The 12,985-nt window shown below is 71.8% G+C and carries 12 protein-coding genes; 10 read left to right on the top strand and 2 right to left on the bottom strand.

Annotated features, from left to right (window positions below):
• Positions 1–13: 13 nt before the first annotated feature.
• A complete protein-coding gene (locus AC07DC_RS38820) occupies positions 14–892 on the top strand; it encodes a MurR/RpiR family transcriptional regulator (protein ID WP_478919500.1) in 879 nt (292 codons plus the stop codon).
• Between the two features lie 123 nt (positions 893–1,015).
• Positions 1,016–1,531, top strand: coding sequence for a hypothetical protein (locus AC07DC_RS38825; RefSeq protein ID WP_478919501.1), 516 nt, complete (start codon positions 1,016–1,018; stop codon positions 1,529–1,531).
• A 70-nt stretch (positions 1,532–1,601) separates the two neighbouring features.
• On the opposite strand, the gene AC07DC_RS38830 is transcribed toward AC07DC_RS38825, so the two are convergent.
• Positions 1,602–2,930 (bottom strand): type III PLP-dependent enzyme domain-containing protein, encoded by a 1,329-nt coding sequence (locus tag AC07DC_RS38830; protein ID WP_478919567.1) that lies wholly within the window; start codon positions 2,928–2,930, stop codon positions 1,602–1,604.
• Positions 2,931–3,048: 118 nt separating this feature from the next.
• Here AC07DC_RS38830 and hutU point away from each other — a divergent pair, with 118 nt between their 5' ends.
• Genes hutU through hutI form a run of 4 tightly spaced genes read left to right on the top strand, consistent with a single transcriptional unit; the run spans position 3,049 to position 8,447 of the window.
• Positions 3,049–4,713, top strand: a complete 1,665-nt coding sequence (gene hutU, locus AC07DC_RS38835; protein ID WP_478919502.1) for a urocanate hydratase — start codon at positions 3,049–3,051, stop codon at positions 4,711–4,713.
• An 11-nt stretch (positions 4,714–4,724) separates the two neighbouring features.
• Complete coding sequence (locus AC07DC_RS38840) at positions 4,725–5,915, top strand: allantoate amidohydrolase (protein WP_478919568.1); 1,191 nt, start codon at positions 4,725–4,727, stop codon at positions 5,913–5,915.
• A complete protein-coding gene (locus tag AC07DC_RS38845; RefSeq protein ID WP_478919503.1) occupies positions 5,906–7,243 on the top strand; it encodes a formimidoylglutamate deiminase in 1,338 nt (445 codons plus the stop codon). The genes AC07DC_RS38840 and AC07DC_RS38845 overlap by 10 nt, the downstream gene beginning before the upstream one ends.
• A 28-nt stretch (positions 7,244–7,271) precedes the next feature.
• Positions 7,272–8,447 carry an imidazolonepropionase gene (gene hutI, locus AC07DC_RS38850; protein ID WP_478919504.1) on the top strand — a complete coding sequence of 392 codons (1,176 nt, stop codon included), beginning with the start codon at positions 7,272–7,274 and terminating at the stop codon, positions 8,445–8,447.
• 24 nt (positions 8,448–8,471) lie between these two features.
• Here hutI and AC07DC_RS38855 read toward each other — a convergent pair whose 3' ends face one another.
• Positions 8,472–9,362: an RNA polymerase sigma factor SigF gene (locus AC07DC_RS38855; RefSeq protein WP_478919505.1), complete on the bottom strand. Its 891-nt coding sequence runs from the start codon at positions 9,360–9,362 to the stop codon at positions 8,472–8,474.
• Positions 9,363–9,654: 292 nt separating this feature from the next.
• Between AC07DC_RS38855 and AC07DC_RS38860 the strand changes: the two genes are divergently transcribed.
• From AC07DC_RS38860 to AC07DC_RS38875, 4 genes are all read left to right on the top strand, one after another.
• On the top strand, positions 9,655–10,023 hold the full coding sequence (locus AC07DC_RS38860; protein WP_478919507.1) for an STAS domain-containing protein: 369 nt from the start codon (positions 9,655–9,657) through the stop codon (positions 10,021–10,023).
• A 123-nt stretch (positions 10,024–10,146) separates the two neighbouring features.
• Positions 10,147–10,626, top strand: coding sequence for an ATP-binding protein (locus AC07DC_RS38865; RefSeq protein ID WP_478919508.1), 480 nt, complete (start codon positions 10,147–10,149; stop codon positions 10,624–10,626).
• A 116-nt stretch (positions 10,627–10,742) separates the two neighbouring features.
• Positions 10,743–11,429 carry an LPXTG cell wall anchor domain-containing protein gene (locus tag AC07DC_RS38870; RefSeq protein ID WP_478919509.1) on the top strand — a complete coding sequence of 229 codons (687 nt, stop codon included), beginning with the start codon at positions 10,743–10,745 and terminating at the stop codon, positions 11,427–11,429.
• Positions 11,430–11,666: 237 nt separating this feature from the next.
• Complete coding sequence (locus AC07DC_RS38875; RefSeq protein WP_478919510.1) at positions 11,667–12,974, top strand: WxL domain-containing protein; 1,308 nt, start codon at positions 11,667–11,669, stop codon at positions 12,972–12,974.
• Positions 12,975–12,985: the final 11 nt, after the last annotated feature.

Here is a 12,985-nt window from a genome sequence, read left to right on the forward strand (position 1 = left end):
CAGGAGGACGTTGATGGGTACGACGGAGGTCGGGGGCGACGCCGCGGAGGCGGGCGCGGCCGAGGGCGCCTCGGCGCGGCTGCTGAAGCTGTTCGAGTCGCACCGGCTCACCCCGACGCAGCGCCGGATCGCCCACTGCCTGGTGCGCCGATCGGCGGACGCGCCGTTCCTGTCCAGCGTCGAGGTCGCCGAGCTCGCCGGGGTCAGCCAGCCGTCCGTCACCCGCTTCGCCGTCGCGCTCGGCTTCGACGGCTACCCGGCGCTCCGCCGCCACCTGCGCGAGGTCGCGCCGGTACGGCCCGGCCCCGAGGCCGCCCCGTACAACGAGTACCAGCAGGCCGTGCACGCCGAGATCGAGAACCTCCGGCACCTCGCCGCCCTCCTCGCCGACCCCGCGCCCGTCGCCCGTGCCGGCGCCGTGCTCGCCGCGTCCCGGCCGCTGCCCGTCCTCGGTCTGCGCGCGGCGGGCGCGCAGGCGCGCGGCTTCGCGTACTTCGCCGCGAAGGTCCACCCCGACGTCCGGCTCCTCGACGAGGGCGGCACGATGTTCGCCGATCGCGTCGACGGCGCGGTCCGGGCCGGTGCGAGCGCGCTGCTCTGCTTCGCCCTGCCGCGGCATCCGCGCGAGGTCGTCGAGGCCCTGATGTACGCGCGCCAGGCCGGCCTGACGGTCGTCACCGTCGCCGACAGCGCCTTCGCCCCGGTCGCCGCCTGCTCCGACCTGCTGCTGCCGGCCGCGGTGGGTACCGGGCTCGCCTTCGACACGGCGTGCGCCCCGATGCTGCTCGGACGCGTCCTGCTGGAGTCGATGTGCGACCACCTGCCGGACGCGCAGGCGAGCCTTGAGGGGTTCGACGCGCGGGCCGCGGCCCGGGGGCTGTTCACCGACTGAGCCGGGCTGTCGTTTTCCTGTCCGGTCCTCATGAAATTCTGAGGATCGCTGAGTACCCTCCCGTGCAACTGGACGCTGTGTAGCGGTGTGGCAGCGGTGTGGACGTATCGGAGGAGGACGGTCGTGGCGCGCGGGGCATACACGCTGGCTCGGGTGGGGGTGCTGGTGCGGGTCGCTGCGCGCTGGCTGTTCTGGCTGGGTGTGCCGGCCGCCGTGGGAGGTCTGTTCGTCCCCGGCCTGACCGGGCGCCGGATCGGGATACTCGGCGGCGCGGCCCTGTTCATCGTCGCGGCCGTCGTCGCTTTCGCGGCACGCCGCGGGCGGTACGTGGCGCTCGGCGCGGATGCCACGCGGGCCGGCAAGTCCGTCTTCCTGCAGGACCGCCGGGTCACGGCGCGGATCTGGGTCCGGCGCCGGCGGTGGTGGCTGCTCGCGGCTTTCGCGGGGGCCGCGGCGTCGATGCTGCTCGCCTCGTCGGCGGGCGGGATGCTGCTGGCCGGGGTCGGGGCGGGGCTCTGGGCGAAGTCGCTGTGGTTCGGCCGCTTGGAGCGGTCGCGGGACGTCCGGTACTGGGTGCGGCCGGATCGGGTGAGCGTTGCGTCGCCGTACGAGACGACGGGCTTCGCGGCGGGGCGGTAACGGGCCGGGTCGGTGACCGGGTCCTCCAGGAAAAGCCCGCCGCAGGCGCGACGGACCCGCCGGCGGCGGGTCAGTTCAGGGTGGTCAGGGACTCGGTGTGGGCGGCGCCGCTTTCGGCCAGGAGGTCCTCGACGCTCTGGGCCGCGCGCACCAGCGCGAACCGCACCGAGCCGTCCGCCGACGCGTGGTAGCCGTACACGGCGGGGCGCGGGAGCGAGTTGTAGGCGAAGTGGTTGGAGAAGTAGTAGGCGCCGGTGTCGAGGAGGGCGACGAGGTCGTCCGCTTCGAGGCGGGGCAGGGGGCGGGCCTGGGAGAGCAGGTCGCCGGCGAAGCAGCAGGGGCCGGCCACGTCCTGGACGACGGGGTCGCCGGTCTTGGGGCGGCCCTTGGGGTCGAGCGCGGCGACGCGCAGCGGCCAGGAGCCGGGGGCGAAGACCGTACGGGTGGCGAGCTGTGCGCCCGCGTGGGTGATCACGATGGGCCGGCCGCCGGCCGACTTGGCGTACTCGACCCGGGCGAGCACCGTGCCGGCCTTGGCGAGCAGTGAGCGCCCGAATTCGGTGACGATGGTGTACCGGCCGTCGAAGAGGCCGGGGACGCTCTCGCGCAGCAGCTGCGCGTACGTCCGGAAGGTCGGCGTGACCGTGTCGGAGGCGAAGTTCACGGGGAGGCCGCCGCCGATGTCGAGAGTGGTGACCTGCTGGCGGCCGGCGGCGAGGTTGATGCGCTCGGCCAGGTCGTGGGTGGCCCGGACACCGGCCGCCATGAGGTCCAGCGGTACGCCCTGGGAGCCGGTGTGGGTGTGCAGCCGGGTGAGCCAGGGGCGGTCCGCGTAGGCGCGCAGGATCCACTCCTCGGCGCCGTCGTCGCGCAGCGCGATGCCGAACTTCGAGGTGGCGGTCGCGGTGCTCATGGCGCCGATGGTGCCGCCGCCGATCTGCGGATTGACCCGCAGGCCGATGGGGGACGTGGTCGGGGTTGCCGCCACCAGGGTGTCGAGGCGGGCGAGCTCCTGCGGGTTGTCGGCGTTGACGGCGATGCCCAGGGCGAGCGCTTCGCGCAGCTCGGTGACGGTCTTGGCGGGGGAGTCCAGGACGATGCGGTCGGCCGGGAGGCCCGCGGCGCGGGCGATGGCGAGCTCGCCGGGGCTGGCGACCTCGGCGCCGATGCCGAGTCCGGCGAGCAGCCGCAGGACCGGGACGAGGGCGGCGGCCTTGACGGCGAAGGTGTGGGTGACGGTAACGCCAGGAGTGGCGAACGCCTCTTGGAGGGCGGCCGCGGCCTCCTGGATACCGGTGATGTCGAGAAGACCGATGACTGGTTTGTCCGGTACGAGTAGATTCTGTTCCACTGCCGCGCGCAGCGCGTGGCCCCGTCGTGCTGTCGCGTCCGGCGTCATGCGGGTCATCCCATCACCCGGCCAGAGGTGACGCCACCCCGCACTGTTGACTAGACGTATTCATCCAGACAGGATGTGAATAGTTAGATCCATCGATGCACAGAGGGAGGCCGGGCCGATGTCGGGACCGAGGATCGTGCGGGCGCCGCGCGGTACGGAACTGAGCACTCAGGGATGGCAGCAGGAAGCCGCGCTGCGGATGCTGCAGAACAACCTCGACCCGGAGGTCGCCGAGCACCCCGAGAAGCTGGTCGTCTACGGCGGTACCGGCAAGGCCGCGCGGGACTGGCGCTCGTTCGACGCCATGGTCCGCACCCTGCAGACGCTGAAGCAGGACGAGACGATGCTCGTCCAGTCCGGCCGTCCCGTCGGCGTGATGCAGACGCACGAGTGGGCGCCGCGGGTGCTCATCGCCAACTCCAACCTGGTCGGCGACTGGGCCAACTGGGAGGAGTTCCGCCGGCTGGAGTCGCTGGGCCTGACCATGTACGGCCAGATGACGGCCGGCTCGTGGATCTACATCGGCACCCAGGGCATCCTCCAGGGCACCTACGAGACGTTCGCCGCGGTCGCCGCCAAGAAGTTCGGCGGCACGCTGGCCGGGACGATCACGCTCACCGCCGGGCTCGGCGGCATGGGCGGCGCCCAGCCGCTGGCCGTCACCATGAACGGCGGCGTCGTGATCTGCATCGACGTGGATCCGCGCGCGATCTCCCGCCGCATCGACCACCGGTACCTGGACGTCAAGGCCGATTCCCTGGCGCACGCGATGCAGCTGGCCACCGAGGCCCGCGACAAGCGGGAGCCGCTGTCGATCGGGCTGCTGGGCAACGCCGCCGAGCTGCTGCCGCAGATGCTCGCCGAGGGCGCGCCGATCGACATCGTCACCGACCAGACCTCGGCGCACGACCCGCTGGCCTATCTGCCGGTGGGCATCGCCTTCGACGAGATGGCCACGTACGCGGCCGAGAAGCCCGCCGACTTCACGCTGCGGGCCCGCGAGTCGATGGCCCGGCACGTCGAGGCCATGGTCGGCTTCATGGACGCCGGGGCCGAGGTCTTCGACTACGGCAACTCGATCCGCGGCGAGGCACAGCTCGCCGGGTACGAGCGGGCCTTCGACTTCCCCGGGTTCGTGCCCGCCTACATCCGGCCGTTGTTCTGCGAGGGCAAGGGCCCGTTCCGCTGGGCGGCGCTCTCCGGCGAGGCGTCCGACATCCACAAGACGGACAAGGCGATCCTCGACCTCTTCCCGGAGAACGAGTCGCTGCACCGCTGGATCAAGCTGGCGCAGGACAAGGTCCACTTCCAGGGCCTGCCCGCCCGTATCTGCTGGCTCGGCTACGGCGAGCGCGACAAGGCCGGCGAGCGCTTCAACGACATGGTCGCCGGCGGTGAGCTGGCCGCGCCGGTCGTCATCGGGCGCGACCACCTGGACTGCGGCTCGGTGGCCTCGCCGTACCGCGAGACCGAGGCGATGCTCGACGGTTCCGACGCCATCGCCGACTGGCCGCTGCTCAACGCCATGGTGAACGTCGCCTCCGGCGCGTCCTGGGTCTCCATCCACCACGGCGGCGGCGTCGGCATGGGCCGCTCCCTGCACGCCGGTCAGGTCACGGTCGCGGACGGCACCAAGCTCGCGGGCGAGAAGATTCGCCGGGTGCTGACCAACGACCCCGGCATGGGCGTCATCCGGCACGTGGACGCGGGCTACGACCGCGCCGACGAGATCGCCGACGAGCGCGGTGTGCGGATCCCGATGCGCGAGGGCGACTCCGAGTGAGTTTCCACAGCATGTGGACGGAGCTGCTGCCCATCGGCCGCAGCTCCGTCTCCGGGGGATACCGCCGCTACGCCTGGAGCGGCGCCGACCTGGACTGCCGGGCGTGGTTCCGGGAACAGGCGGAAGCCCGCGGGCTGACCTACGAGGTCGACCGCAACGGCAACCAGTGGGCCTGGCTGGGCGACCCGGCCGCCGGCGACGCGGTCGTCACCGGCTCGCACCTGGACTCCGTCCCGGACGGCGGCGCCTTCGACGGGCCGCTGGGCGTCGTGTCGTCCTTCGCCGCGCTCGACGAACTGCGCGAGCGCGGGACGGCGTTCAGCAAGCCGCTGGCCATCGTCAACTTCGGTGACGAGGAGGGCGCCCGCTTCGGTCTGGCCTGTGTCGGATCGCGGCTGGCCGCCGGGCAGCTGACTCCGCAGAAGGCGTACGAACTGCGGGACGCGGACGGCGTCAGCCTGCCGCAGGCCATGGAGCAGGCCGGTTACGACCCGGCCGGCATCGGCCCGGACCCGGAGCGGCTCGCCCGCATCGGCGCGTTCGTGGAACTCCATGTCGAGCAGGGCCGGGCGCTGGACCTGACCGGCGACGCCGTCGGTATCGCCTCCGCGATCTGGCCGCACGGCCGTTGGCGGTTCGACTTCCACGGCGAGGCCAACCACGCGGGCACCACCCGCCTGGAGGACCGCCGCGACCCGATGCTCAGCTACGCCGACACGGTGCTGGCCGCCCGCCGGGAAGCCCAGGTGGCCGGGGCGCTGGCCACCTTCGGCAAGGTGAGCGTCGAGCCCAACGGCGTCAACGCCATCGCCTCGCTGGTGCGCGGCTGGCTCGATTCACGCGCCGCCGACCAGGAGACGCTGGACCGGGTGGTGGCCGGGATCGAACAGGCCGCCACCGAGCGGGGGGCCCACGACGGCATCGACGTCCGCGTGACCCGCGAATCGTTCACCCCGGTCGTCGAGTTCGAGCACGCGCTGCGCGACGAGGTCGCCAAGCTGCTCGGCGGCGTCGTCCCGGTGCTGCCGACCGGCGCGGGACACGACGCCGGGATCCTGTCGGCGAGTGCCCCGACCGCCATGCTGTTCGTACGCAACCCCACCGGTGTCTCGCACTCGCCCGCCGAGACCGCCGCCGAGGACGACTGTCTCGCCGGGGTGACCGCGCTCGCCGACGTACTGGAAGGTCTCGCGTGCAGCTGACGTACTGGACGGAATACGCCTGGCTCAACGCGGTCGCCGAGCCGGGCGTGGCGATCGACACGGCGGACGGCCGGATCACCGGCGTCAGGACCGGAGTCGACACGCCACCTCCCGGCGCCGTGGCGCTGCGCGGATTCACCCTGCCGGGACTGGCCAACGCGCACTCGCACGCCTTCCACCGGGCGCTGCGCGGCACCGTCCAGGTCGGCTCCGGCACCTTCTGGACCTGGCGCGAGATCATGTACTCGGTCGCGGCGGAGCTCGACCCCGACACGTACTTCGCGCTCGCGCGGGCGGTGTACTCGGAGATGGCGCTGGCCGGCGTCACCTGCGTCGGTGAGTTCCACTATCTGCACCACGCTCCCGGTGGTAGGCCGTACGACAACCCCAACGCCATGGGGGAGGCGCTGATCGCCGCCGCGGGAGAGGCGGGCATCCGGATCACGCTGCTCGACACGGCCTACTTCTCGTCCGGCTTCGGCGCGCCCCCCGACCGGCACCAGACGCGGTTCGCCGACGCCGGCCCCGACGCCTGGGCGGAGCGCGCCGACGCCCTCAAGGACCGCGACCACGTCCGGATCGGCGCCGCCATCCACTCGGTGCGCGCCGTGCCGCCGGCCGGTATCGCCAGGGTCGCCGAATGGGGGGCGGCACGGCAGGCCCCGCTCCACGTCCACCTGTCGGAACAGCCGGCCGAGAACGAGGGCTGCCTCAAGGCCCACGGCCGCACCCCGACGCGGCTCCTCGCCGACCACGGGGCGCTGGGCCCGCGGACCTCCGCCGTGCACGCCACCCACCTCACCGGCGAGGACATCCGGCTGCTCGGCGGCAGCGGCACCGTCGTCTGCATGTGCCCCACCACGGAACGTGATCTCGCCGACGGCATCGGCCCGGCGCGCGACGTCCAGCGCGCCGGAAGCCCGCTGTCGCTCGGCAGCGACAGCCATGCCGTCATCGACCTGCTCGAAGAGGCACGGGCCATGGAGCTCAACGAGCGGCTGCGCACCCGCGCCCGCGGGCACTGGACGGCCGCGCAGCTGCTGCGGGCCGCCACCGAGGACGGCCATGCCTCGCTCGGCTGGGCGGACGCCGGCCGGATCGAGACGGGCGCGCTCGCCGACTTCACCACCGTCGCTCTGGACTCGGTCCGCACCGCCGGCACGCTGCCGCGCCTCGCCGCGGAGACGGCCGTGTACGCCGCGACCGCCGCGGACGTGCGGCATACCGTGGTGGGCGGGCGGCACATCGTCCGGGACGGTGTCCACCAGTTGGTGCCGGACGTTCCGGCCGCGATGGGCGAAGCCGTCGCCCGCCTGCGGCGTTCCTGACTCCCCATCCTCACGGAGGACCACCGCGATGCCCACGACCGTCATCACCAACATCGGCAGCCTGGTCACCAACGACCCGTCCCTCGGTACCGGGCCGCTCGGCCTGGTCGCGGACGCGGCGGTGGTCATGGCGGAAGGCCGCATCGCATGGGTCGGCCCGGCGGGCCGGGCGCCGGCCGCGGACGAGGTGTACGACGCGGGCGGCCGGGCGATGCTGCCCGGGTTCGTCGACTCGCACTCGCACCTGGTGTTCGGCGGCGACCGTACCCAGGAGTTCAACGCCCGCATGTCGGGCACGCCGTACACTGCGGGCGGCATCAGGACCACGGTCGCCGCGACCCGCGCCGCCAGTGACGCCGAGCTGGACGCCACCGTGGCCCGCTATGTGGCCGAGGCGCGGCGGCAGGGCACCACGACCATCGAGACGAAGTCCGGCTACGGGCTGACCGCGGAGGATGAGGCGCGCAGCCTGCGCATCGCCGCCGCGCACACCTCGGAGACCACGTACCTGGGCGCGCACATCGTCGCGCCGGAGTACGCGGACGACCCGGCCGGCTACGTCGACCTGGTCACCGGGCCGATGCTGGAGGCCTGCGCGCCGCACGCCCGCTGGGTGGACGTGTTCTGCGAGAAGGGGGCGTTCGACGGGGACCAGGCACGCACGATCCTCACGGCGGGCGCGCGGGCCGGACTGGTCCCGCGGGTCCACGCGAACCAGCTGACGTACGGCCCCGGAGTGCAGCTGGCGGTCGAGCTGGAGGCGGCGTCCGCCGACCACTGCACGCATCTGACGGACGCGGACGTCGACGCGCTGGCGTCCAGCGGTGGCGTGACGGTCGCGACACTGCTGCCCGGCGCCGAGTTCTCCACCCGCGCCACCTACCCCGACGCCCGCCGGCTGATCGACGCGGGCGCGGCGGTGGCGCTGTCGACGGACTGCAATCCGGGGTCGAGCTTCACCAGCTCGATGCCGTTCTGCATCGCCGTCGCCGTACGCGACATGCGGATGACGCCCGACGAGGCGGTCGCGGCCGCGACGCTCGGCGGGGCGCGGGCGCTGCGCAGGGACGACGTCGGAAGGATCACGGCGGGGGCGCGAGCGGATCTGATGCTGCTCGACGCCCCCAGCCATGTACATCTGGCCTACCGGCCGGGTGTGCCGCTGGTCAGCCGGGTGTGGCAGGGCGGGGTCCGCGCGGCGTGACCCGCGGCCGCGCGGCGCCGGCCGTCACTCCTCGACGAGCAGCCCGCGCCGCAGGCGCGCCAGCGTCCGGGAGAGCAGCCGCGAGACATGCATCTGCGAGATGCCGAGCTCCTCGCCGATCTCCGACTGGGTGAGGTTGCCGGTGAACCGCAAGGAGAGGATCTGGCGTTCGCGCGACGGGAGTTCGGCGATCAGCGGCTTCAGGGACTCGATGTACTCGATGCCTTCGAGGTCGTGGTCCTCGTAGCCGATGCGGTCGGTCAGCGCCCCTTCCGAGTCGTCCTCGTCGGCTTGGGCGTCGAGCGAGCTCGCGGTGTACGCGTTGCTCGCGGCCATGCCCTCGATGACCTCTTCCTCGCTGATCCGCAGCCGGCCGGCCAGCTCGGCCACGTTCGGCGAGCGGTCCAGCTGCTGGGCCAGCTCGTCGCCGGCCTTGGCCAGGTCCAGCCGCAGCTCCTGCAGCCGGCGCGGCACCCGCACCGACCAGCTGGTGTCGCGGAAGAAGCGCTTGATCTCGCCGATGATCGTCGGCATCGCGAAGGTGGGGAACTCCACGCCGCGGCTGAGCTCGAAGCGGTCGATCGCCTTGATCAGGCCGATCGTGCCGACCTGGATGATGTCTTCCATCGGTTCGCTGCGGGTGCGGAACCGCGAGGCCGCGAACTTCACCAGGGCGAGATTGAGTTCCACCAGCGTGTTGCGGACGTAGGAATATGCGTACGTGCCCTCGTCCAGCGTCTCCAGGCGCAGGAAAAGCGTCTTGGACAGGGCGCGTGCGTCGACCGGACCCACCGTGTCGAACGGGGGTATCTCGGGGAGCCCCTGCAGCCCCTCCGGCTCTTCCAGGTCTTCTTGGTCGGAGCCAACGGACGGGTTGGTCGTCGTCGCGGTTGTCGCGTCGAGCCGGGGTGTCATGCTCGCCTCCCTCGGTTACGGCATCAGGCTGCCGGGTGCCATGCCTCTACTACGGTGTGCTGCGCCTCCGAGGCGGCCGTTTCGGACAGGTGTTGTTCAACCCCTACCCCGTTTCACGCTGTGAGCGCAAATTTTCCGGAGGTCGTCCGAAGGACGATTGGCGGCCCGCGGACGGGGCAGTCGTGAGGCATCCGGGGGGCGTCCACAGGGCAGCTGAAGGGCGGCTTCCGCGCGATTCGCGATGCGCGTAGGGTTCGGAGTGCGCATGACCCGAGATTCCAGAGGAGCGCACATGGACCGCGGGATGGTCGGTACGACCGGCCGGGACCGGCTGCACGTGGACGTGCGACAGCACGGCACCTGCGCCGTTGTCACGCCTGCGGGCGAGCTCGACCACCACACCGCGGAGCTGCTCAGCGAGCCGCTCGAAGCGTGTGTCGCCGCGGGCTGCACCAAGCTCGTGGTGGACTGCTCGCGGCTGGATTTCTGTGATTCCACCGGATTGAACGTCCTGCTCGGCGCCCGGCTGAAGGCCGAGGCGGCCGGTGGAAAAGTGCATCTGGCGGGTATGCTGCCGGTTGTCGCGCGTGTGTTCGAGATCACGGGTGCCGAAGCCGTGTTCACCGTCCATGCCACCTTGGATGAGGCATTGCAGGAGTGACGGACGCATCGCCTGTGGCGATCTCCCACTCCACCCTGTTTCGTAGGACTCCCGAGGTGTCCCCGGGAATCCGTCGGGCAGGAGACTCCTGAAACTGTCGGACATCGGTGAGGTGAGGCGCTGATGAGCACCACTCGGCCCCACGCGGCGGACGACCGCGATTCGGACCCGGGCGACATTGTCGTGCCCGAGGCCGGATCCGCGCGGGTCCTGCGGCTCCTGGGTGAGAGTGCCATCGTTCCGCGCGCCCGCGACTTCACTCGTGAGGCGCTGCAGGCGTGGGGCTGGCTGCCCGCCTCCTCCCCGGAGGGCCGGGCGGCGGCCGAGGATGTGCTGCTCGTCGTCTCGGAACTGGTCACCAACGCGTGCCTGCACGCGGACGGCCCCGACGAGCTGCGGCTGATCCGCAGCAACAAGGTGCTGCGACTCGAGGTCGCCGACAGCGGTGCCGGGGAGCCGGCGCCGCGCGTTCCGCACCGGGCGGGCCGGCCCGGCGGACATGGCATGTTCATCGTGCAGCGGCTGTGCACGGACTGGGGCGTCGCGCGCCACGCCGAGCGGCCGGGCAAAACGGTGTGGGCCGAACTGGCAGCTCCCGCCTGATTTCCCGTTGATTTCCGGCTCCTCACTTTCTCTTCCTTCTCCAAGATCACGGGCGTACTGTCGGCCGCCGAATCTGATGTGCCGTCAGTAACTTGTGGCGGAAGGGAGAAGAGCCGATGAAACACGTCAAGAACAACGTCCTCAACCGAGCGGCCGCCCGCGGTGGAGTGCTGGCCCTCGCGACGGCGGCCGCGGCGGGTGCGGCGCTGCTGGTCGCCCCGGCCGCACAGGCCGAAACGGTGGACGTCGCCTACAGCTGCCAGTCGCCGATCGGGAAGAAGGACGCGGTGTCGCCGATCGACATCACGAGCGTCCCGTCCGGCTCCGGCTACAAACTCACCATGACTTTCAAGAAGGGTGTCTCCTCCAGTCCGATCGAACTCGGCAAGGGGGCGATGAACCCGAGTGCGACGATCAAGGTCGGCGGCGCGGACCCCGGTTCGGTGTCGGTGGTCGGCACCCCGAACGACGCGGCGATCCCCGCCAACACCCCCATCAAGATCAATGACCTGACGGGCACCTACACTCCCAAGAAGTCGGGCAAGGTCACCTTCACGGCCGGTGTGCTCACCATCAAGGCCCTAGGCACGGTCACGACCTGCAATGCCACCAACAGCCCCAAGCCCTCGCTGTCGCTGGACGTCAAGGCGGCGGCCGGCGCCACGACCCCGCCCGACTCCACGCTGCCGCAGACCGGTCCGGCCGACAACGCCGTGGCGCTGGGCACCTTCGGCGGCACGGTACTGCTCGCCGGTGTGGCCGGCGTGCTCTGGCTCACCCGCCGGGCTGCTCGGACCCGCTGATCCGGACCGTGGCACCGACTCCGCCGTCGGTGCCGCGGCCCGGCATGTCCACTATCCCAACTGCCCTGACCAGTACGGACGTTGCATCTGACGGGTAGTCAAATCTGGTCGTCCGGCTCCATTGACTTCTTTCGGCCGCCCCGTCTCAATGTCCAGCGTCGGCGCAGGGGAAAAGGGACGCTGCGCCCGGACCGTGATCAAGGGGACAAGATGATCGCTCACGCGCGAAGATCCGTCATGCGCGGACGGAGACTGGCCGCCGTGCTCGGGGCCGCCGCACTCATGGTGGGGGGCGGTGCGATTCTCGCGGCGCCCGCCCAGGCGGCGACGGCCGTGGACTTCCAGACGCACTGTATTCCGCCCGCCGTGGCAGGGCTGCCGCCCATCGACGGGGTGTCCAACGCGACCGTGACGGTCGCGCCCATGAACCCGAAGGTCGGTGACACGGTCACCGTCACCTACACCCTCACCAAGGCGGCGGCGAGCAACCCGACGGACATCGCGCTGCCCGCCGATGTCGTCACCCCCCGCGCCAGTGTCGTGCTCGGCGGCGCCCAGACCGGCGCGGTCGCCGTGACCGGCCCCAAGAGCAACCCGCCGATCCCGGGCAAGGGCGCCTTCCCGCCGCTGGTCATGACCGGCACCTTCGTGGTCACCGCTCCCGGCGACATCACCCTGTCGCCCGGCGACTACACCATCCACACCAGCTACATCCTGGAGCTGGACACCGTCTGCACCGTCACCGGCGGGCCCGCGCCGGTCTCCGAGACCGTCACCGCGAGCCCGGTGGCCAACCCCAACCCGCGCACCCTGGGACTGGGCTCGGCCCAGGGTGACCCGGGCACCGCGGTCGCCGTCACCGGCGGTCACTTCACCGCGGGCGCCAACGTCACGGTCCTGGCCCTCGCCGGGTCCAACCCGACCGCGGACATGGCCACCGCGACCGCCGACGCGCAGGGCGGCTTCACCGCCTCGCTCGTCGTCAACGACCTCGCGACCACCGGCATCGTGGCCTTCGAGGGCGCGAGCTACGACCCGGCCACCGCCGCCGGCCCGGTCCCGTACAAGGTCAACGACAACACCCCGATCCCGCCGGGGAGCCAGAAGCTCAACGCCTCGGTCACCCCCGGGACGCTCTCCATGACCCAGGCAGGCGACACCGTGGAGATGACCCCGGTGAACTTCGGTGACGGCGGTGCCTCGACCGGCGCACTGCAGACGGTCACCGTCAAGGACTTCCGCGGCGGCGCCGCGGGCTGGTCCCTGACCGGCTCGGTCACCGACTTCAAGGGTCCGGGAGGCGCCGTCATCGGTGCCGACAAGCTCAGCTGGACCCCGGCCTGCACCGCCAAGGCGGGCAGCCTCAGTGTCTGCGCCGCGGGTTCGCCCGGCGCCGTTGGCACCGCCGGCGCCACGCTGGCCACGACGCCCAACGGCACCGTGACCGGTGGTGAGTTCACGGCCGACGCGGGTCTGTCGCTGAACGTTCCGGCCTACTCCGGCCCAGGAACCTATTCCGGAGTCTTGACCCTGACCCTGACCTGACGCACAGTCAG

The organism is Streptomyces sp. NPDC045021, assembly GCF_056432645.1.

What these genes read in the sequence shown, in the direction of transcription:
- AC07DC_RS38820 (WP_478919500.1), top strand. Translation starts at nt 14, where the DNA reads ATGGGTACGACGGAGGTCGGGGGCGACGCCGCGGAGGCGGGCGCGGCC.
- AC07DC_RS38830 (WP_478919567.1), bottom strand. Translation starts at nt 2,930, where the DNA reads ATGACGCCGGACGCGACAGCACGACGGGGCCACGCGCTGCGCGCGGCA.
- hutU (WP_478919502.1), top strand. Translation starts at nt 3,049, where the DNA reads ATGTCGGGACCGAGGATCGTGCGGGCGCCGCGCGGTACGGAACTGAGC.
- AC07DC_RS38840 (WP_478919568.1), top strand. Translation starts at nt 4,725, where the DNA reads ATGTGGACGGAGCTGCTGCCCATCGGCCGCAGCTCCGTCTCCGGGGGA.
- hutI (WP_478919504.1), top strand. Translation starts at nt 7,272, where the DNA reads ATGCCCACGACCGTCATCACCAACATCGGCAGCCTGGTCACCAACGAC.
- AC07DC_RS38855 (WP_478919505.1), bottom strand. Translation starts at nt 9,362, where the DNA reads ATGACACCCCGGCTCGACGCGACAACCGCGACGACGACCAACCCGTCC.
- AC07DC_RS38860 (WP_478919507.1), top strand. Translation starts at nt 9,655, where the DNA reads ATGGACCGCGGGATGGTCGGTACGACCGGCCGGGACCGGCTGCACGTG.
- AC07DC_RS38865 (WP_478919508.1), top strand. Translation starts at nt 10,147, where the DNA reads ATGAGCACCACTCGGCCCCACGCGGCGGACGACCGCGATTCGGACCCG.
- AC07DC_RS38870 (WP_478919509.1), top strand. Translation starts at nt 10,743, where the DNA reads ATGAAACACGTCAAGAACAACGTCCTCAACCGAGCGGCCGCCCGCGGT.
- AC07DC_RS38875 (WP_478919510.1), top strand. Translation starts at nt 11,667, where the DNA reads ATGCGCGGACGGAGACTGGCCGCCGTGCTCGGGGCCGCCGCACTCATG.